The organism is Oceanobacillus sp. HCA-5259, from assembly GCF_037892815.1.
GTDB lineage: Bacteria > Bacillota > Bacilli > Bacillales > Amphibacillaceae > Oceanobacillus > Oceanobacillus indicireducens.
In genome coordinates this window covers 1-20,638 of record NZ_JBBKBV010000043.1, presented here as the reverse complement: position 1 = coordinate 20,638, position 20,638 = coordinate 1, and the positions used below count along the sequence as shown (strand labels likewise).

Below are 20,638 nucleotides of genomic sequence, written 5' to 3'. Positions count from 1 at the left end.
ACACTTTGAAAGGAGTAGCAAACATGACTTTTTCTCTAAAATTGGAAGAACTAATGGATACCAATGTAAGCGTTTTACAAAGTGAGAAAGATAGAGGGAAAGAGCTGCTGGAAAAGGTGAGAGCAGTGCAGCCCGGAAAGGTAGTTATTGAGAAAGATGGCACTTCTTATCTTGCGGAATTCGATGAGGAGACCGGAGAACTCCTCTTCCTCTCCTGTAAAAAAATAAATGCTGCCACAGCTGATATTAGCAAGCTGCTGGAGGAAGTGGAGCATGTGGACCGTTTCTTAATTTATGATGGAAAACGGTGCAAAGGGTTTATCGATGCACCGAGACTTGCACGCAAGCTCTTTCAATCCTATCAGCGAATGAATGCCTACTTGACCACTATTTTAGAGACCATTGACAGCTCCTGTACGGTTATTGATGCCAACGAGAATGTGCTGATCTGGACCAAAGGAGCGGAGGACATTTTCTCTGTTAAGCGTGAAGAGATTATCGGCAGGAAGATTACTGATTTCTTTCATCGGGAACAACTTGAGCTTTTAAGAACATTAAAAGACGGCACCACCCTTTACAGGAGCCAGCATAATGCAAGAGAAAACCTGGTAGTGCTAATTAATTCTAACCCGGTTTATCTTCAGGATAAAATTATTGGTGCGGTCGTGTCCGAAGTGGATATAACAAGTCAAATCCGGCTTAATAATGAATTGGCCAATACAACAGAAAAGCTGTTTCATTTGGAGAATACGGTCAAGAAATTAACAGCTACCGAAGAACCATTCGCTGAGATTAAAGGCAACAGCACTTTATTAAAAAATACGAAGAAAATGATAAAAAAGGCAGCAACGACCAACACTAATGTGCTAATTCACGGGGAAAGTGGTGTCGGGAAGGAACTATTCGCAAAAGCCATCCACATGCTCCGGGAAGGAGATGATGCTCCTTTTATTGCAATCAACTGCGGGGCTATTCCCTCCGCTTTATTCGAGAGTGAAATGTTCGGCTATGAAAAAGGAGCATTCTCGGGGGCTGATCAAAGAGGAAAAAAGGGGAAAGTGGAACTTGCCAAAGGCGGCACCCTTTTTCTCGATGAAATTGGAGAAATGCCACTTGATATGCAAGTGAAAATCCTGCGTCTCCTTCAGGATCATAAGTTTTTCTCTGTTGGGGGAACAAAGGAAAAAGAAGTGGATTTCCGGGTTGTTGCTGCAACGAATCGCGACTTGAAGGAAGAGGTTCGGAAGGGAAATTTCCGAGAGGACCTCTATTACCGGCTCAATGTTGTCAGTATTGAAGTGCCTCCACTCCGCAAGCGTCCAGAGGATATTATTGAACTTACACATTACTTTTTATACGAAACATCCGTTAAATATAACAGGCCAATTCATGGTATTTCTCAAGGCATCATGCAGGCTCTTCTGAAACATGAGTGGCCTGGGAATATTCGTGAATTGAAGAATGTCGTGGAACGGCTTGTCGTTTTTTCTGAAAGTGGAGAAATCAAATCAGAGTACCTTCCGTTCGAACCCAATAACCATGCTCCGTACAATGACTCTCCGCTGAAGCATTCGGAGGGGCTTTCTCTAAAAGAAAGACTTCAGTTTACTGAACGAGATATTATTTTAAAAGAACTAAAAAAAGCGAAAGGGAATAAGCAGACCGCTGCTAAAAACCTGCAGATCACCCGTGCAACTCTTTATAACCGGATGAATAAATTAGGACTGGAATTATAGACAGAAAATAGTTGGCACAATTCTTGCATTGTAATTCATGAAAAGGAGAGAAGGAGTGGATTGCATGCAAAATGAAAAAATGATTGTTTGCCGTTGTGAAGAAGTGACATATAAAGAATTAATGGAAACGAAAAAGACCTATAATTGCTCCGCACGAGAACTAAAATTGCGAACTCGGGCAGGAATGGGCTACTGTGGTGGACGCACCTGCCGTGGCATGATTGATAAAATTGCCATGTTTCAGGATAGTCCGAAGAATAATAAAGAAGTTTCACTAAAATATCAGCCACCGATTCGTCCGGTCAGCTTTACTGACTTAGGAGGGGTGAAACAATGAAGCAGCGAATCATCGATCACCCAGTACTTGGAAAGATAGAGGAACGAAAGTTAATTACATTTAGGTTCAATAATAAACAATATCGCGGATTTGAACAGGAGTCCATTGCAGCGGCACTGCTCGCCAATGGAGTACGAACCCTGCGTCATCATGAAGAAAACGGCACTCCCCGAGGTATTTATTGTAACATCGGCCATTGTTATGAATGCAGAGTGGCAGTCAATGGTATACAAGGTGTACGCGCTTGTCTGACCCCGCTTCAGGAAGATATGGTGATTGAAAGTGGCGGACGGCTGCCAACTACGGTAAGAGATTGGAGGTCGGAAGATGAATAAGGTAATTATTATTGGTGCAGGACCATCCGGTCTCGAAGCAGCGATCACGTGTAGAGAGCAAGGACTTGATGTACTTGTCCTCGATGAGTATATGATAGCGGGTGGAAGGCTTCTCGGACAGCTCTATGAACAGCCGGACGGTACCTGGTGGAATGGTCTGGAAGAGTCGAAAATTCGTTATGAAAAAGCGCTGGAGCTCGGTACCCGTTTTCTGCTGAATACGCCTGTAAATAATATTGTACAAACAAACGAGCATTGGACAGTTTACACGGATACAGAGAGCTTTACTGCTAAGCATCTATTGCTTGCAACCGGGGCTGCGGAAACACCGGTACCTGTTCCCGGCTGGACGCTGCCCGGGGTGATGTCAGTTGGAGCGGCTCAGGTGATGACAAATGTACATCGAGTAAAGCCCGGAAACCGCGGGGTAATAATTGGGGTTAATGTGCTCTCTGCGGCGATTGCAATGGAACTAAAGCTTGCCGGGATAGAAGTTGTCGCTATGACACTTCCTGTAAACAGCCAGGTTACAAATGAGTCATCACAGCCCAAGGAAGTAATGAATTCACTGCTTCACGTCTCCCACATGGCCCCGTCCAAATTTATTAAGCTTGGCAGCAGACTCATGAAAAATGATTTTATGAAAAATATGGGTGTTACTTTTTTCCCGAAGACTGGAGTGAAAATCTGGGATATTCCGATTCAGCTTCGGAAAGCGGTTGTAGAGATCTATGGAGATAATGAAGTTCAAGGTGTAATAGTTGCGACAATTGATTCGAAAGGTAATGTTGTTGGAGGGTCGGAGGAAAAGATTAAAGCTGATTTCGTCTGTATTGCCGGTGGTCTCTACCCGCTTGCAGAATTAGCGGCAGTTGCCGGTTGTTCCTTTTATTACAGCGAGGAGCTCGGTGGCTACGTTCCATTACATAGCGAGCGCATGGAAACAAATCTCGATGGCCTATATGTTGCCGGGAATATAACCGGGATCGAGGGAGCCAAAGTAGCCATCGCTCAAGGAAAGACTGCAGGCCTGACGATAGCACATCATGCAGGTATTCCTGGACTTGAAAAGGACATTCAGACTTCCATCGAATCTATTGAAAGAGCCCGCGACAAAGCCTATATTCAATTCCATCCAGGAGTTAAAAAAGGTAAAGAACTCCTGCTTGCAGAATGGCAAAATCGGTTAGGTGAGTAGTGCCTGTCACATCCAATAGCTAACAATCGAACTGTCCCTCTATACATCTGCATCTATTCAGGCAAAAACATTAAATTCAACTTATATAATCAATTAAATTAAAACGAGTCATTGAAGCAAAGCGTTTCAATGACTTGTTTAATTAACTTACTCAACTTTTGCAGAGTAAAAATAATGTCTAATCGTTACCTGTTATAATATTTGCGGTACTTGATTATGCTCCTTGACAAGATGTGATTATAAAAGAAAAACACCTCCACTTTTGGTATAGTTTAAATATCGAGAAAAAACGACCAAATAGAAGAGGTGCCTCCTACTAAAGCTATGAATAATTCAAGGTAAGATTTATTTTGCTACATGTAACGCTTGTTCAAGCACTTTGTCACCTTGGATCATGCCATATGCAATAGAGTCAATGATATCTACTTTAATCCCTTTTGGTTCTACAAGTTTACGAATTTTGCTTTCTAAATAGCGGACTTGTGGACCAATTAAAACAACATCAAGATCATCCAAATGGTTTTTTAATAGTGATTCACCAACAGCATCGATTTCCACAGTTATTTGCATTTCCTCTGCTGCCTTACGCATTTTACTCACGAGTAAAGATGTTGACATACCTGCTGAACAAACTAATAGTATTTTCATTATGATTTCGCCTCCACTTTTTCCATTTTCTCATACATATCAATCATTTCTTTGGCAAGATCTTTCACTGCCATGGAAGTCATTAAATGATCTTGAGCATGAACGAGTATGACAGTTACATTTGTTGGTTTGCCACTTGCTTCCTTTTGTAATAGTTCTGTTTGTATATGATGCGCTTCATTGAATTCATTATCTGCTTCCACAATTTTATCACGAGCTTCGGTAAATTTTGCCTCTTTTGCTAACCCAATTGCTTCCATTGCAAATGACCGAGCATTTCCAGCATGTAAGATAATTTTAAAGGATAATATTTGTATTTCTTCATTTGATTCTGTCATGGAATAACCTCCATTTGTCATTCGGTTTGTAAAAATTGCCTTTTCGAGACGTTGCGCCCAAACAGCTTATTTGTTATTTAGGCGCGATATATTTATAATTACAGCTTATTTTTCTTTCTGGTCCATGCGCAGTCTAAGCGCTCTCACACCAGCCATAACGAATGGTAGATACATTAACACTGCAATCGTTAAGTTAATGACTTGTAGTACAATACCACGCCAGCTTCCACCAGTTACGAGATATCCACTTAAGATTGGTGGCATCGTCCATGGTAGAATTGCAACCGTTTTCGGTGCGAGACCAGTAGAAAGTGCTAGGTATGAAATAATTGTTAATACAACAGGTCCAAAAATAAATGGAATTAAGAATACTGGGTTTAAAACAATTGGTAAACCAAAGATCACTGGTTCGTTAATATTAAATAAACCTGCTGGTGCTGCTAGTTTGGAAACTTCTCGATATGGGTGATTTTTCTCTAAGCGAACGACGATAAACACTGCAATAATAAGTGCTATTGTCGTACCAGATCCACCCATGTATACGAATACATCAAAGAATGGTTTTGTTACAATATAAGGTACATCAAATGCGGACATTCCACTAGCAAAAAGGTCAGCGTTTTTTTCAATAAGTGGTAGGTAAATTGGTTCGATTACGCCACCTAAAATATTCGTTCCGTGTAGTCCGAAGAACCAAAGTAAGTGGTTTAGAAATGCTACGATAATTGCTGCAGGTAATGTGTTACCAATACCTTGAAGCGGTTTTTGAATGGCATCGAAAATAACTTCGAAAACACTTGTTTCTGCAAATACAGTCATACAAGCTTGGAATAAACCGATAATAATCATAATGATTACAGCTGGGAATAATGCTGCAAATGATTTTGCAACCCCTTCAGGTACACCTTCAGGCATTTTAATAACCAATCTTTTGTTGCCCACTAAGAATCTAAATAGTTCTGTAACAAGAAGTGATAGAATAATTGCAACAAAGAGTCCTTGTGCACCTAACCAAGCAAAATTCAATCCCCAATCTGGTGTTTCTGGTACAAGCATGATGTAAGATGCTGCGGAAATTAGCCCCGCTGATAGACCATCTACTTCATATGACTTGGCAAGATTATAAGCAATGGAGAATGAAAGCAAAATTCCTAGTACAGCAAATGTTGCATTCCAAATACTGCCACCGACGGTTTGCCAATTTCCTTCACCAAATATTCCATTTAATATGCCAACAAAATCAAAACTACCAATCTTTGGAAAGTTATTAATTAATATAGCTAGTGAACCAGCTATAATCAGTGGCATAATCGCAACGAAACCATCACGAATTGCTACAAGATGTCGTTGGGATCCAATTCGTCCAGCTACTTCAATGAATTTCTGCATAAATTTGTTATTCATTTTAACGACTCCCCATGTATAAGTGTTTTTTAATAGATGAATGAAGGTATGTTGAGCATGTACTTCATAAATTATAATGTATTGATTACATCTTTAAACTGCGGCAAATATTGTTGATGTGCAATAAGCATCTCATCCAAAATTACTTTGCTTTGTTTTTCATCGGTTAGTAATGGATTAGCAACAAAAGCGAGATAAGCATCATGATAACTACCTGTAATTGCCGCTTGTACAACTAATTCTTCAAAGTTTTCCATCTGTAAAATAATACCTTTTACTGCGCTAGGCAATTTTCCTACTGCAATTGGCTTTGGACCGTCTTTTGTAATGACGCTATTTACTTCAATGATCGCATCAGCTGGTAGCTCTGGAATTGCCCCATTGTTTAGCGTATTAACCGTTTGCATATCCTCCTTGTTGTTATAAATAGAATCCACTGCACGTTGCCAGCTCGCACGATATTCTTCACCTTCCAAGAAGTTCCATGGGCGGCCCCATAAATTCATTTCTTCCCCACATTTTGGACAGTAAGGAATCAATTCATTAGGAAAGAAAAAAGGCATCTTTGTTCCTTCCAATCTGGAACAAAGATGCCCACGAATCACTCCATCCCCTCTAAAATAGAAAGATCAATCATCCCCTCAATATCATTCGAATCAACATATTCTGCCTCTAGACTAATATCCGCCATTTCCTGAATGACTTGTTCATTCACATCTGTCGTTACACGTAGTCTGGAAAAGGCTGCTGCTGTTTCTTCTTTATCAATTTCTTTCCCAGTTAAATCCTGAATATGCTGAATCACAATTTGTTGTGCTTCTTCTGGATTTTCTTGGATAAATTCAACTGCACGTTTATGCGCTTGTAAATACTGCTCCGTGAGCTCGGTATTTTCTTTGAAATCGCTACGGGCAGCTACTACCGTATTGGTTGATTCCTCTCCCCAAGCAAACTCATCATAATCCATCAGCAACTCACCGCCAGCCTGCGTCTCCAAGATATATCCCCACGGCTCTTGTGTTGCTGCAGCGTCTACCGAATTTTGAACAAATAAAGTTGCTGTATCTGCTGGTGCTGCCGCATGCATTTCTACAGTTCCACCACTTGACGTTGCTTCTAAGCCAACTTCTTGTAATGCTTTACGGAGCATCACATCTTGCGTACTACCGATAACCGGAATGGCGACTCGCTTTCCATCTAAATCTTCCAGTGACTCGATGCCACTTTCTTCACTCGTTACAAGTACTGCCCCGCCATTAACGGCACCAGAAATAATATGAAACTCTGGATTTTGCAGATAAATATTTAATAGTGGACCTGGTCCAACCGTACCGACATCGATTTCATTTGTTTGCATGGCTTCCATAAATAATCCGCCATTTGAAAATGTTTGTGTTTCAATTGTGATATCTTCCCCAAATTCTTCTGCAAAATAACCTTCTTCCAAAGCAACAATCGATGCAACATGTGTCAAATTGGGAAAATATCCAATCGTAACGGTATCCTCGTCATTCGAACACCCTGCCAACACTACTCCGATAACAGCGATTGCTAACAACAATTGAACAAACCTTTTCATCATCCTATTCCTCCTCAAGTAATCTAACTGATTCCCCATTTTCGTTGAACGGAACGCTCCAACCGTAAGAATATAAGTTGGTCCATAATCGTTCCAATCACTGCGATAATAATCATGACAGAGATAACGAGATCCATTTGTCCTAAGGAACGGCCGGCATCGAGTAATTGTCCAAGACCACCACTGCTCGCCAGTAATTCTCCTGCCATCAAGGCGCGCCAAGAGAATGCCCATGCAATACGCATACCGGATAATAATTGTGGGACAGACGCCGGGACAATAACTGTTCTTAGAAAATGAAACCCGCTTGATCCATAGGTTTTCGCAACCCGTTGATACAGCCTCGGCACATTTTTAAATCCACTCGATGCATTCATTGTCATCGTCCATGTGGCACCAATGGTTACGATAAAAAGAATTGCGAACTCATTTAAGCCAAACCAAATAATCGCGAGCGGAAACCAAACAATACTCGGAATGGATTGTAATGCCGTGACGAGAAAACCTAATGTATCTTCCACCAGCTTATATCGCCAAATTAAATAACCAAAAATAAGACCTATTAAGGTAGCAATCGAAAATCCAAGGAGAATCCTCCCAATACTTCTGATCACGGCTGCTGTAATTTGCCCATCGATTAATCCAGTAAAAAGTGTCTCCAGGACAAGGAGTAAGCTTGGGAACATAAAGTCTGGCAGCCCGGAAACTCTAGATGTTACTTCCCATATCACCGCTATCACTGCGATGAACAGGATTCGCCTTAAAGCTGTAGTCATCTCCCATTTCCTCCTTTAACACTTTTTCTATTTCTCCCTCTAGGAGGCTTAATATTCTTTGTTCCGTATGTAAAGTAACAGAATCAGGCATGACCCCATCTTTTGTCGTTGGTACGGGAATAATTTCTTTTATTTTCCCTGGTCTTGTTGCAAGCACCACCACTTTCTCCGATAATTGCACCGCTTCTCGAATATTATGGGTCACAAAAAAGATCGTGACATTTGTTTTCCTCCATATTTCGAGCAACTCCCGGTGCAACACCATTCGGGTTTGTTCATCCAATGCGGAAAATGGTTCATCCATTAATAAAATATCCGGTTCCATCACAAGCGCTCTCGCAATCGATACGCGCTGCTTCATCCCACCTGACAATTGGTGAGGGTACGAATCAGCATAATTACTCAAATGCACCATTTGCAAGATATCTTTCGCTTTTTTCTCCATCTCATCTTTGGATTGCCCTTTTATTTTCAAGCCATAGGTGACATTATCGAGCACCGTCAGCCATGGGAATAAACCGTCCTCTTGGAATACAACAACACGGTCCGGGCCGGGTTTTTTTACTTCTTTTCCAGCAACCGTAATCAATCCTTCATCTACTTTTTCTAAGCCGGCAATCAAATAAAGCAATGTTGATTTCCCGCAGCCTGAAGGACCAACAATCGAAACGAAACTCCCTTTTTCCACTTCCAGATTAATATGGTCCAAGACTTCTAATCTTTCATTGTCTTTTATGGGAAAGCTTTTCTTAATTTCTTTAATGGATAAATACATGTCCTCACCTCCACAACCATCTATTTTAATAGCTTGTTATATGTAAATTACACAGAAAATAAATCACTCGTTAAATAACGCTCGCCACTGTCCGGGGCAATACAGACAACCGTTTGACTTGGATCCAGTCGTTTTGCAACCTTTAAAGCAGCGAAAACAGAAGCACCACCAGAGGGTCCTAATAAAATCCCTTCCTGACGAGCAAGGTCATAAACGGTATCATAAGCATCTTGATCTTCAATTTGAATAATTTCATCATAAATTGACGTATTCAAAATATCCGGAATAAACCCAGGACTCGTTCCAACTAATTTATGTTTTCCGGGTTCACCACCTGACAAGACAGGAGACCCTGCTGGTTCGACGACAATATTTTGAATCTCTGAATCATACGCTTTTAGTGCTTCTCCCGTTCCGGTTATCGTCCCACCGGTCCCAGCAGTACAAACAAATGCCGCAAGTTTCTTTTGTTCTTGCTCCACCGCTTCGATAATTTCTTTTGCTGTTGTAATCCGATGAATAGCTGGATTTGCTTCATTTTCAAATTGCATCGGAATAAAGCTATTTGGTGTCACAGCAGCAATTTCCTTCGCCTTTTCAATCGCTGCCGGCATCTTTCCAGCTCCCGGTGTAAAGACAACTTCAGCACCGTACGCGCGTAATATGTCGACCCTTTCTTTTGTCGATGTATCCGGTAAGACGATAATCGCTCTATATCCTTTAGCAGCGGCATTCATCGCTAAACCAATTCCCGTATTTCCCGAAGTCGGTTCGATTATCGTTGCTCCGGGTTTAATTAATCCCTCTTTTTCCGCTCGTTCCAGCATAGAAAAAGCAGCCCGGTCTTTCACACTTCGGCTAGGGTTAAACAATTCGAGTTTGACGTAAATAGCTGCACCATTTGAATCCGCAATTTTATTTAATCTCACTAACGGAGTTTCTCCGATTAATTCAGCAATATTGTTCACTACTTTCACGGTGGATCTTCCTTTCATTAGGTGAGTAATTGTTATTGCACCACACAAACATCTCTATTCAACCCTAATTACTTGGGTTTATACAAAAAACAAAAGAACATGTTCATTGCCCCGCTACCTATCCGTCATGGACAACGTAGCTGTAAAAACAGACTCAGTACTTGGTATAGCCTCTATTGTACTAATAAGCCTTTCCAAACAAGTTTTAATTTTAATGAATTTCATAATACGTATGTAATGCTTCACCATCACCATATGTAGTTGAGTTAGTTCGTTCCCAACTACATATGGTGATGGAAAAGCCGACTTTGGTAATTATGAAGTTAATTCATTTGTTAAAATATTTAAATAATAAGGAAAAACTTTATTCAGTGGGGTTATTATAGACCGTAAATGCGTGATGAAGGGAGAGGTAAAAATGAAATGTAAAGCTTGCAACGATAGTAAATTTGTTGAAGTTCCGGAATTTGAGCAACAATTTACAGTTTGCTTTTCTTGCGGAGAAGTATACTAATACGTTGATTTATCTAAATTAAAAAAGCACCTGCCTCCTCGTCCTTCCAGTCTAATGGTTAGGTAGTACAAATTTTTCATTTTTCCTTCTTATGCGGCCATTTTTATCTGTATATATTTTAGTCATGCCTAACTTCTGCGCTTGTTTTAAAAGTTCATCCGTTCGGGAATGGGAAGTAATAATGAAATAATAAGCAGCGAATCATTGCTAGCTCAGTAATAATTAATTTTGCTTCAAAAAATCTGAAAAAAGATAGCCATCGGAAACTATCATTTAGTCTCCTCTAGCTATCTACATTTTATTTACAATAAGAAATGGGTTTACTGCATAAACGTTAAATTAATTTAATGAATTTCATAATACGTATTTAATGCTTCACCATCACCATATGTAGTTGAGTTGGTTCGTTCCCAACTACATATGGTGATGGGAAAGCCGACTTTAGTAATTATGAAATTCATTCAATTCTATGTATTATTGCTTTATTAGTACACATCCGAGATATACCATTTATCACCGTATTGCATCACTTCTACACTCACTAATTCTTCTGCATCTTCGGCATCGATAAAGACGGAGTTGTACTTCACAGTCGCTTCAAAATCGATGTAATCCTCGCCAGTGTCTATCTGTTCAAGATCAAGCAGTTCCATCGTCACATCCAGATTTTCAAGCATCTCCATCGCTTCCATCACATCTTCATCTAGCATTTCCTCCCAAACAAGCGGATCGACATACTGCTCTATTTTCTCCACATCTCCATCACTAAGTGCTGTGAAAAAATTCTCTATCACTTTTTCCGGACTGTCATTAGATCCCTGGAAGATGAAAAAAGCGATCAAAACAATAAGAATCCCGCCGATAATAGAAAGATTTCGTTTGCCTAATTTTTGCGCCTTTTGTTTCATGGAATCTACAAAACTATTTTCTTGTATGGGTACCGCGGGCTGTTGTTGGGGCTCTTGCTTTTGTTTCTCCGACTGATTGGCTTGGGCCAACGCCTCTGCTTGGTCCGTACCTCCTGTTCGCTCTTCTGTATCAGCAATTGTTTGGGACTCACTTTCGCCCTCTCGCTTCGTCCCACAGTTCAGACAAAAAGCACTCTTACGCTCAAACTGCACCCCGCATTCCTGACAAGCTTGGCGCTCCCCGCAATGGCCACAAAACGTAACATCCCCGATTTCTTTGTGGCAATTAAAACATTCATGCATATTATCACTCTTTCTCTAGTATGATTCACCTACATCGAGATAATAATACACATTCCCGGGACTTTTGTAAAGGAAACTATAGACCTTTAGAATCAATCACGCATTTTTCTAGAGTATTTTTAATCACTTTATATTCATTAAATAGTAAAATCAGCTTAACAAACTGGAAATATTAGTCTATACTACTAATGATTGAATAGATGAATAAAGTGAAACTTCATTCAGTGGGGTTTCCTTACCTTCCCCCACTGAATGTTAGTTGAACAGAATAAGGGATTGCCGGACTGTTTATCTCCACCTTCACCTAGTAGCTTTCCCTCGTGTTTTGAGGTGGGGGTATTACAGACCGTTAATGCGTGAAAAATATTTCATATAAAGGAGTCTATCAGACATGGAAAAGTACTGTCAGGAATGTGGAGAAGCTATCGATGAATCCTTAAACTTTTGTCAGAACTGTGGGCATAAATTGCACGCCTCTTCGGCACAGGGCACAGTTATCCCTCCTAAAAAGCAGCCAAGAACTTACTCGAAGAAACAAAAAATAATCATAGGTGCAGCTGCCGCTCTTTTGGTTATCATGATTGGCGGCTATACATGGGGGAAGTCATATTTCTCTCCAGAAAAAACGGCAGAACGGTTCATCACAGCAATAATTGATGAAGATTATGAAAAAGTTCAGGATATGACAAGGATGCAAGGTGAATCGATCTCACAAGCAGAGGCAGAAGCACTTATCGCGCTTGCAAAAGATGAGGCACATTATATCAACATCGAAACGACGAATTTAGAAGACTTTTCTTACCAGAATGACCTGATGAAACTAACGGAGAACGGCAAGCATTTATTTATTTTTCCTAAATACCTATTTTCTTTAGTACCGCAATACGCGGACTTCAATCTGCCTTTTGAAAATATAGAAACAACATTTAATGAGGAAACATTCCCTGCCAAAAAGAACGATGAACGAAATATTGTTTATGGGCCACTCGCACCCGGTAAGTATACAATACATAGCACTTACAGCGGGTAATTGACGGAAGCTGAATCAGAGGATGTAGTAATCCTCGGAGACAGCTCTAGTGATACGGTTTATCAGGATATTCAACTGGATGCAGAATCGACAACATTCCACTTATATAATGAGAATGGCAGTCCGATTAAAAATGCATATATGGAAGTGAATGAAGAGCAGATCCCCTTCGATGAAAGCCTAAATATTGAAGCATTCGGTCCGCTAAACCTGGATGGTTCTGTCACGGCAACCCCAATTATTGAAACAGAATGGGGTAAGGTAACACTAGATGAGATAAAGATTGAAGAAGATTACTATGAGCTCACCTTGAACACTGTAAGCAAGGAGCTAATGGATCATTTATCAGAAGTAATTTTATTGTATGGAGAAGAATATGTGGAAGCCTATGCAGCGAACGATGCTACTATTTATACGGCTGTTACGGAAAGTTTTAGAGGGACTTTTAAAGACAATTTTGCTTATAACATAGATTATGGAAAGAACTTCACAGGGCAACTAGAAAAAATCGAACTAAATTATGACGAGCTAACGTTCTATGACAAAAATGAAGTTTCCGTCCCAGCTAATTTCCATTTTACAGCCTCCACTTTTCATAGTGACGAGCAGCCTGATTTAGAAGAACGAATTGACACCGTAGCACTTCGTATCATTTTCGATGCGGAGGAAGATAAATGGCTGATTGATGAAGCAAATTCGTATGGAATGTTTAGCAATACAGATTTTGAAGCTACGGAAACCCTCGAAGGTTCACAGGGACTGCATCAGGCTGCCAAGTCAGCTTCAAAACCTGCAAGCAATGATGTAGATGCGCAAGTAGAAGAAGCAACGTTAAATTATATTTATAACCTTGTTGAAGCAATTAATGCGGATGATTATGAGCTCGTTCGTCCGTATATCAAGGATGATAGTGCCCTTCATGGCATGCAAGTGGACTTAGTAGATCGCTTAGCGGAAAGTGGCATGAAGCAAGAGGTCATCGATGCAACCGTAACAAATATTGAAGAAGACGGTGACGCATGGATTGTAACGACAGACGAAACGATTAAGAAAATTTATAACAGCGGTGAAGAGGAAACTAGTGATTATAATTGGAAGTAAACCGTAGAATCAGATGGTGATGGGATGTCGTTGACGAATATAGAGTAAAAGATTACTATAATGAATTTCATAATACTGTTTTGGATTCAATCAGCTTACCACAAAAAAACTCGCTATTGTATATAAGTTCAATAGCGAGCTTTGTAATTTCTGACATTAATTATGAAAACGCCATTTTCACTTTTTCTTTTTAAATGTCTTAAATAGGAAATAAATGAGTATTGCCACCACCGCATAAATCAAAAACATCACCATAAATCCCCATAGCCCCGCTACTGCATCCGCAAACTCCATATTTCCTCTGTTCGTGATTGCTTGCTGCAGCTCGATCGCAAATACAAGGACAACCATAACGGTAAATGTATAAACAAAGGAAAGAATCGTTGTACTCCACTTCATTTTTTCAATGATTTTAAAGAAAAAATACACCATGAAGAACGTTACCATTCCAATAATACCGATGATCCAGAAATGAAGCTGCTTATCTGTCATATGTAAACCGAACATATCGGTCAATATATCATGGATATCATTCACAATTTCCGCCAATATAATAACTATTTCTTTCACTGGAAGCCTCCTAAAACTACTTTAAATAACGATAGTCTTAGTTTACTATAAATCTATAATAATAGACATAGGGCTTTACACTACACCTAAAGGTTATGTCCTAACCTCTTCTTCATCAATCCTTATCTTTCTTGAGTAATCCTTTCGTAAACCGAATATCATCAGTAAAATAACCATCTACATTCAGCTCATACACCCGCTCCTGCTCTTTCCTCGTTGTCACCTCATCATTGAAAAACACATGCACTTCTTTCCCTTGCCGGTGTAATTCATTAACACTTTTCATTGTAACGTCCGTTGCTTCTATGCCAATAATCGGATAATCAGACGTCTTTGCTTTCTTTAAATTGAATTTTTCTTTGCCAAACAGAAGGGTGAGCGGAATTTCTGGTGCTAACGTTTGGATTTTTTCTAAACTTTCCTCTGAGAAAGACTGGATTGTGACGAGATCTTGGGAGAGTAAGTCATATTCGAGTAACAGCTCGATTAACGGTTCTTCCATGACAAGTTCCCCATGAACCAATCTCGTTTCAATATAATAGTGCTCCGTGTCCCGAAACGTTTCGAGAATCTCTCTTAATGTAGGGATTTCTTCCATTGTTCGCTGCTCTCCAAACACTTCCGACGTTTCAAGTTCCTTTATTTCCTGCAATGAATAGTCTGTTGCATTCCCCGTTCCATTCGTTGTCCGGTCGATCGTTTCGTCATGCATAGCAATGAGTGCACCATCTGCCGTCATTCGTAAATCAATCTCCAGGGCATCAACACCGTCTTCAGCAGCTATTTTATACGCCGTAATCGTACTTTCATTAAAGCGATCATTCGCCCCGCGATGTGCAATAACTTTTGAGGAATCAACGATGGCTGGTTCGGGCTCCACTTCCCGTTCCATAACGAGATAAGCACCAGCGAAAACAATACAACTTACACATAAGATACCGATTACCTTTTTAAGCAAGGGATTTCCTTTTATTTCGATCGTTTAGGGCTTCTTCAGGGAAATCCGTAATAATCGCTTCCACACCCAAATCGAGTAATTGTTTTATTTCATCCTGCTCGTTAACCGTCCAAATCCGCAATTTCTTCACTATATCTCTCCCATAAAAGGTATCGGAAAATGCAATCCGTTTGGATACATGTAATGCCTCAAGCTCCAAACTATGTAAATAATCCTCGGGATGCGCTATCCTTTGATCCAGTAACCAAGCAATTTCTGCATCCGGGTCCAACTGTTTCATCCGCAAGAGGCTAGGTAAATGAAAAGAGGAATAAATGACTTTGCGACCATTCCCATATTCCTTTACGAGGGCTAATACTTTTTCTTCGATGCCCTCGTATTGAAAGAGACTGGTCTTTAATTCAATATTTAATTCGATTTTATACGGTGCTAACAGCTCCAGCACTTCCTGAAGGGTTGGCACACGTTCTGCAGACCAAATCACTCGATCATAATTCTTAAGATGAGCATACTTTACACCTGCACTATATTGTTTGATTTCTTGTAAGGTCAGGTCTTTTACAAATCCGGTTCCATCTGTCGTTCGCTCTAACGTCTCATCATGGATAACGACAACCTCCCCATCTTTTGTAAGTTGTACATCCAGTTCAATCCCATCTGCGCCTTGGCGGATCGCTTGAAGAAATCCGAGTAACGTATTTTCCGGGAACGTTCCCATACACCCGCGATGCCCATAAATCTTCGTCTCTGTCATCGTAACACTTCCCTTTCATGGATAATCAGAAAGGGAATAAAGCATCCGATCATACTTTATTCCCTCTCATTCTTTTATTAAAAATTATTCTCCTCGTGCTGCGTTTGCTTGTTCGATTGCTGTATTAAATTGATCGACTGCTGTGTTATACGCGTCGTCTACCTCGCCACCGTTATAAACCGTTTCAAGTGCTGTTTCCATAATTTTACGGCCTTCTGGAATCATATCCATTAATGCGCCTTGGGTTGCGAACGATGACGTTGTTGCTTGTAGTTGCTCAACCGTCACGTTTAATTGTGGCATTTCTTCGTGTGCATCAACGGCAACTTGCTCATCATATGCAGCCGGATTGATTGCAAAATAACCTGTTCCCACATGCCACTCTGCTTGAATTTCCGGTGTTTGTAAATACTTCATGAAGTCCCAAGCAGCATTTGTTTCTGCTTCCGGCTTCCCGTCAATCATCCAAAGACTTGCCCCGCCGATGACAACACCTGCGCGTTCTTTTTCCTCCGGGTGTGGCAAAAATGCGATACCTACTTCAAATGGTGCGTTATCAATCACATCTCTTGAACTAGCTGAAGATTGTAAGAACATCGAGACATCCCCTGCTAAGAAACCGGAAACCATGTTGTCACCATTCGTTCCATAGTTAGCGAATGTTTCATCATTAACCATACGCTCTACCCATTCAAAGATTGATTTCCCTTCTTCTTCTGTCCAGCCAATTTCAGTTGGTGTGTCCGTTCTTCCGTTATCATTGTTTAATAATAAGGCGCCCTGGTTGGCCAGCAGTTGTTCATATAACCAGCCATAAGCCTGCAGTGCAAATCCTTTCATGTCTGGATTAGCTTCCACAATTGCCTTACTTGCTTCTTCTACTTCCTCAAATGTTTCTGGTGGAGCTTCCGGGTCTAGCCCCGCTGCTTCAAAAGCATCCTTATTATAATACATAACCGGTGTGGAAGAGTTGAATGGCATCGAGTAGAACGTTCCATCTAAGGAATAATAGTTAATAATATTTTCCTCTAAACCGCTCATATCATAACCATCTGCATCAACCAATTCTTGAATTGGTAAAATGCTGCCACTATTAATCATCGACATCGTGCCAATTTCGAACGTTTGGATAATAGTTGGTGCACTGTCTGTACCGGCAACACTATTAAATTTCGTCAATGCTTCATCATATGAACCTTGGTATTCTGCATTCACTTGAACTTCATCCTGGGAACTATTATAGCTGTCAACAATCGCATTTAATGCTTCCTGACCAGCCCCACCCATCGAGTGCCAGAATGTAACGACTTGTTTTTCGTTATCTCCAGATCCCTCACTTGTACCTTCCGCGCCAGCAGTAGCACTACCAGCTGCCTCGTCCGCGTTTCCATCTGAACCACATGCTGCAAGGAATAATACGAACCCTAACATAAGTATCGCAAGTATCTTCTTCATTCTTTCATTACACTCCTTTTTTTATAAAAAATTTCGTTCATCCGCTCATTTTGAGCAGCTCCAACTTATTTCAAAGCACCTTCCGTTAATCCTTTTTGCAGTTTGCTTTGACCGAGGAATAAAAGAATTAAAGTAGGAATCACAACGATAACAGCACCTGCCATGATGACACCCCAGTCATTTAATTGCTCCTGTGTTTGTAATTGCTTTAAGCCGATTTGTACGGTACGAACATTGTCGTTCGTCGTCGTGAGGAGTGGCCATAAATACATATTCCACGAGGTTAAAAATCCGTACACACCTAAAGTTAGCAAACTAGTTCTCGCAACAGGTAAAACGACTGTCAGATAGAATTTAAAATCCCCCATCCCAGCAATCTGACTCGCTTCTCTTAATTCTTTCGGTATTTGTTTAAAGTTCTGCCGGAGTAAAAATGTCCCAAACGCCATCGCAAAGAATGGAACGGTCAGCCCCGGATAGGTATCAATCCACCCCAAATCACGGATGATATGGAAGTTCGGAATAATCGATGCTTCAAAAGGAACCATCATCGTCGCGATGAAAACAAAGAATAAGAGATCTCTCCCTTTGAACTCTAAAAAGACAAAGGCATAAGCGGCTAAACTTGATAAAATTAATTGTCCAAGCATAATCACTAAGGAAATGATTAAGCTATTCAACAGATATTTAAGTAATGGGAACTGCCCGAACGCCCTGACATAATTATCAAAGGATAACGATGTAGGCAGGCTTCCCGTCATAATGTCTTTGTTCGACATAAAGCTCATGGCAAACGCCATTAATGTTGGCGCAAAGACGAGAAATCCTGAAATAATCAGTAAGATATAAAATATAACTTTTCGACCTGTTGGAATTGTCATTGGTAATGAACCTTCCTTTCACCAAACTTGAATTGCAGGAAAGTCATGAGTAATATAATGATGAACAATAATACCGCCTGAGCACTTGCCGATCCGAACTTATAGTTTACAAATGCTTCCCGGTATATGGAATAGACGACAAGGTTCGTCGAATTCACCGGACCGCCCTGTGTTAAAATATCAATCTGCCCAAAGGTTTGAAAGGCATTGATAATCGTTACGGTCACCACAAAGAATAAGGTTGGCGAAAGCATCGGGATCGTAATTCTTCTTAACTTATAAAAATAACCGGCACCATCAATATCCGCACTTTCATATAAAGAAGAGTCAATCGATTGCAGTCCGCCTAATAAAATGAGAAAGGTAAAACCGATATTCATCCATATCGTTGTAATGGCTATCGCAAACAGTGCCCAAGACGGGTCTGTCAGCCAGCCAATCCCCTCTGCACCAATGGCGTTTAACAACAGATTCAACGGACCCATGGACGGGTGAAATAAATAAAGCCAGAAGACAGACGCGGCCGCAACCGATATCCCCATGGTTGATGAATAAATCGTACGGAAAAAACCGATTCCCTTTAATTTCTCATTTGCAATCACCGCCAAAAACAAACTGATAATAATCGTAATCGGAACGGTATATAGGACGAATAAAAAAGTTGATTTCATACTCTGTAAGAAAATCGGGGAAGTGAACATCGTCACGTAGTTCTCCCAACCAACAAAAACGGTTGTTGCCCCTGCGGCATCCGTTAGGAAAAAACTTAAATAAATGGTTCGAGCGAGCGGGTAGAATAGAAACACGCTAAACAGAACAATCGAAGGCAGTAAGAACAACATGCCTTTAGAAAAACTTTTCATCCGCTGCTTCTTTTTCACTTGTTCAAAATTTATTTGGCTTTTAGGCGTTTGTTGAATCGCTGTACTATTCATACTCATGCCGTTACGACCTCTTGCTGTTTGCCCGCTCTTGCCGGCTTAATCAATAATCCTGTATCCGAATCAAAGAAGCATAGATTTTCAATTGCAATATGTACTGGAACCTTCTCCCCTACTTGCACGTCCCATTGTCCCGGCCATTTAGCCGTCCAAACTTCCGCACCGACTTCAAACGCAAGCAACGTTTCATTTCCTAACTGTTCTACATTTATCACTTCTACAACATGTGTAGTGTTTTCTGCAGTTCCAGGGTAAAGATGTTCCGCTCGTATACCAATCGTTACGTTCGGGTAGCGTGGTACATTGTTGATAACGGGATCTATTTCTAGATGAAGTGCATCATCAATCACAAGTTGATTCAGGTCAGCATGAAAAACAGCCTTCCCCATATTCATTTTCGGTGAGCCGATAAAAGAAGCTACAAATAAATTTGCAGGTTCATTATATAAGGTAATCGGTTTTCCGACCTGCTGAATCTTCCCATCATTCAACACCATAATTCGGTCCCCCATTGTCATCGCTTCGACTTGATCATGGGTCACATACACCATCGTCATCCCCAGCCTTTTTTGCAAACGACGAATCTCCATTCGCATTTGCCCCCGAAGTTTAGCGTCTAAATTGGAAAGCGGCTCATCCATTAAACAAAGTGGCGCCTCACTCACGACCGATCTCGCTAATGCGACACGCTGCCTCTGTCCTCCTGAAAGCTCCTTTGGCTTCCGTTTTAACAGCTCACTTAGCCCCATCATTTCTGCAGTTTCGATAAGTCTCTTTTGTTGCTCCTCTTTATCCACTTTTTTCGCATTTAAACCGAAAAGAATATTTTGCTCCACAGATAAATGTGGATATAGCGCATAATTTTGAAAGACCATCGACAGATTTCTGTCCTTCGGTGGCAGGTGATTCACAACCTCGTTACTAATTTTCAATGTGCCGGATGTAATATCCTCAAGGCCTGCAATCATGCGAAGTAACGTACTTTTACCAGATCCAGACGGACCAACCAGTACAAAAAACTCCCCTTCTTCAATGGATAGATTGATTTCGTCTAATACGTTTTTTTGCTTATCGTATGACTTTGAAATATCCACCAAATCAATTTGGCCCATATGTCTCC

The 20,638-nt window shown here is 40.6% G+C and carries 21 protein-coding genes and 1 pseudogene; 6 read left to right on the top strand and 16 right to left on the bottom strand.

From position 1 onward, the window contains the following. The first annotated feature begins 23 nt into the window (after positions 1–23). From WKU33_RS16820 to WKU33_RS16805, 4 genes are all read left to right on the top strand, one after another. Positions 24–1,736, top strand: a complete 1,713-nt coding sequence (locus WKU33_RS16820) for a sigma-54 interaction domain-containing protein (RefSeq protein ID WP_340455687.1) — start codon at positions 24–26, stop codon at positions 1,734–1,736. 64 nt (positions 1,737–1,800) lie between these two features. Continuing rightward, on the top strand, positions 1,801–2,073 hold the full coding sequence (locus tag WKU33_RS16815) for a (2Fe-2S)-binding protein (protein ID WP_156857743.1): 273 nt from the start codon (positions 1,801–1,803) through the stop codon (positions 2,071–2,073). Beyond that, positions 2,070–2,408, top strand: a complete 339-nt coding sequence (locus WKU33_RS16810; protein WP_340455684.1) for a (2Fe-2S)-binding protein — start codon at positions 2,070–2,072, stop codon at positions 2,406–2,408. The genes WKU33_RS16815 and WKU33_RS16810 overlap by 4 nt, the downstream gene beginning before the upstream one ends. Beyond that, complete coding sequence (locus tag WKU33_RS16805; RefSeq protein ID WP_336253334.1) at positions 2,401–3,606, top strand: NAD(P)/FAD-dependent oxidoreductase; 1,206 nt, start codon at positions 2,401–2,403, stop codon at positions 3,604–3,606. The genes WKU33_RS16810 and WKU33_RS16805 overlap by 8 nt, the downstream gene beginning before the upstream one ends. Positions 3,607–3,951: 345 nt before the next feature. Here the strand turns inward: WKU33_RS16805 and WKU33_RS16800 are convergent, their stop codons facing one another. The 9 genes and pseudogenes from WKU33_RS16800 to WKU33_RS16760 all read right to left on the bottom strand — a co-directional run bounded on the left by WKU33_RS16800 (position 3,952) and on the right by WKU33_RS16760 (position 11,828). Beyond that, on the bottom strand, positions 3,952–4,257 hold the full coding sequence (locus WKU33_RS16800; RefSeq protein WP_336253336.1) for a PTS sugar transporter subunit IIB: 306 nt from the start codon (positions 4,255–4,257) through the stop codon (positions 3,952–3,954). Further along, positions 4,254–4,592 (bottom strand): PTS lactose/cellobiose transporter subunit IIA, encoded by a 339-nt coding sequence (locus WKU33_RS16795; RefSeq protein ID WP_336253704.1) that lies wholly within the window; start codon positions 4,590–4,592, stop codon positions 4,254–4,256. The genes WKU33_RS16800 and WKU33_RS16795 overlap by 4 nt, the downstream gene beginning before the upstream one ends. A gap of 105 nt (positions 4,593–4,697) precedes the next feature. Then, positions 4,698–5,996, bottom strand: a complete 1,299-nt coding sequence (locus WKU33_RS16790) for a PTS sugar transporter subunit IIC (protein ID WP_336253703.1) — start codon at positions 5,994–5,996, stop codon at positions 4,698–4,700. A gap of 71 nt (positions 5,997–6,067) precedes the next feature. Beyond that, positions 6,068–6,433, bottom strand: a pseudogene (locus WKU33_RS16785) (6-phospho-beta-glucosidase); the annotation flags it as partial. A 164-nt stretch (positions 6,434–6,597) separates the two neighbouring features. Beyond that, a complete protein-coding gene (locus WKU33_RS16780; protein ID WP_188858763.1) occupies positions 6,598–7,578 on the bottom strand; it encodes an aliphatic sulfonate ABC transporter substrate-binding protein in 981 nt (326 codons plus the stop codon). Between the two features lie 20 nt (positions 7,579–7,598). Further along, complete coding sequence (locus WKU33_RS16775) at positions 7,599–8,351, bottom strand: ABC transporter permease (RefSeq protein WP_156857747.1); 753 nt, start codon at positions 8,349–8,351, stop codon at positions 7,599–7,601. After that, positions 8,284–9,126 carry an ABC transporter ATP-binding protein gene (locus WKU33_RS16770; protein ID WP_336253493.1) on the bottom strand — a complete coding sequence of 281 codons (843 nt, stop codon included), beginning with the start codon at positions 9,124–9,126 and terminating at the stop codon, positions 8,284–8,286. The genes WKU33_RS16775 and WKU33_RS16770 overlap by 68 nt, the downstream gene beginning before the upstream one ends. Before the next feature lie 47 nt (positions 9,127–9,173). After that, positions 9,174–10,103: a cysteine synthase A gene (gene cysK, locus WKU33_RS16765; RefSeq protein WP_188858788.1), complete on the bottom strand. Its 930-nt coding sequence runs from the start codon at positions 10,101–10,103 to the stop codon at positions 9,174–9,176. Between the two features lie 999 nt (positions 10,104–11,102). Then, the gene (locus tag WKU33_RS16760) at positions 11,103–11,828 is read right to left on the bottom strand and encodes a hypothetical protein (RefSeq protein WP_336253492.1); all 726 of its coding nucleotides are present in this window, start codon (positions 11,826–11,828) and stop codon (positions 11,103–11,105) included. Between the two features lie 391 nt (positions 11,829–12,219). On the opposite strand from WKU33_RS16760, the gene WKU33_RS16755 reads away from it, so the two are divergent. Then, entirely contained in the window at positions 12,220–12,858 is a 639-nt protein-coding gene (locus WKU33_RS16755; RefSeq protein WP_156857751.1) for a TcaA second domain-containing protein, read from the top strand. After that, positions 12,859–13,959 (top strand): TcaA NTF2-like domain-containing protein, encoded by a 1,101-nt coding sequence (locus WKU33_RS16750; protein ID WP_340455678.1) that lies wholly within the window; start codon positions 12,859–12,861, stop codon positions 13,957–13,959. Positions 13,960–14,136: 177 nt separating this feature from the next. Here WKU33_RS16750 and WKU33_RS16745 read toward each other — a convergent pair whose 3' ends face one another. The 7 genes from WKU33_RS16745 to WKU33_RS16715 all read right to left on the bottom strand — a co-directional run bounded on the left by WKU33_RS16745 (position 14,137) and on the right by WKU33_RS16715 (position 20,630). Beyond that, entirely contained in the window at positions 14,137–14,529 is a 393-nt protein-coding gene (locus tag WKU33_RS16745) for a hypothetical protein (RefSeq protein ID WP_188858767.1), read from the bottom strand. 115 nt (positions 14,530–14,644) lie between these two features. Beyond that, the gene (locus WKU33_RS16740) at positions 14,645–15,487 is read right to left on the bottom strand and encodes a glycerophosphodiester phosphodiesterase (RefSeq protein WP_156857755.1); all 843 of its coding nucleotides are present in this window, start codon (positions 15,485–15,487) and stop codon (positions 14,645–14,647) included. Next, complete coding sequence (locus WKU33_RS16735) at positions 15,480–16,241, bottom strand: glycerophosphodiester phosphodiesterase (protein WP_156857756.1); 762 nt, start codon at positions 16,239–16,241, stop codon at positions 15,480–15,482. Before WKU33_RS16735 ends, WKU33_RS16740 begins: the two co-directional genes overlap by 8 nt. Positions 16,242–16,325: 84 nt before the next feature. Then, positions 16,326–17,696: an ABC transporter substrate-binding protein gene (locus tag WKU33_RS16730; RefSeq protein WP_156857757.1), complete on the bottom strand. Its 1,371-nt coding sequence runs from the start codon at positions 17,694–17,696 to the stop codon at positions 16,326–16,328. 65 nt (positions 17,697–17,761) lie between these two features. Beyond that, entirely contained in the window at positions 17,762–18,577 is an 816-nt protein-coding gene (locus WKU33_RS16725; RefSeq protein WP_156857758.1) for a carbohydrate ABC transporter permease, read from the bottom strand. Then, positions 18,574–19,512, bottom strand: a complete 939-nt coding sequence (locus tag WKU33_RS16720) for a carbohydrate ABC transporter permease (protein WP_340455699.1) — start codon at positions 19,510–19,512, stop codon at positions 18,574–18,576. Before WKU33_RS16720 ends, WKU33_RS16725 begins: the two co-directional genes overlap by 4 nt. Positions 19,513–19,514: 2 nt before the next feature. Then, entirely contained in the window at positions 19,515–20,630 is a 1,116-nt protein-coding gene (locus tag WKU33_RS16715; protein ID WP_156857759.1) for an ABC transporter ATP-binding protein, read from the bottom strand. Between the last annotated feature and the right edge of the window lie 8 nt (positions 20,631–20,638).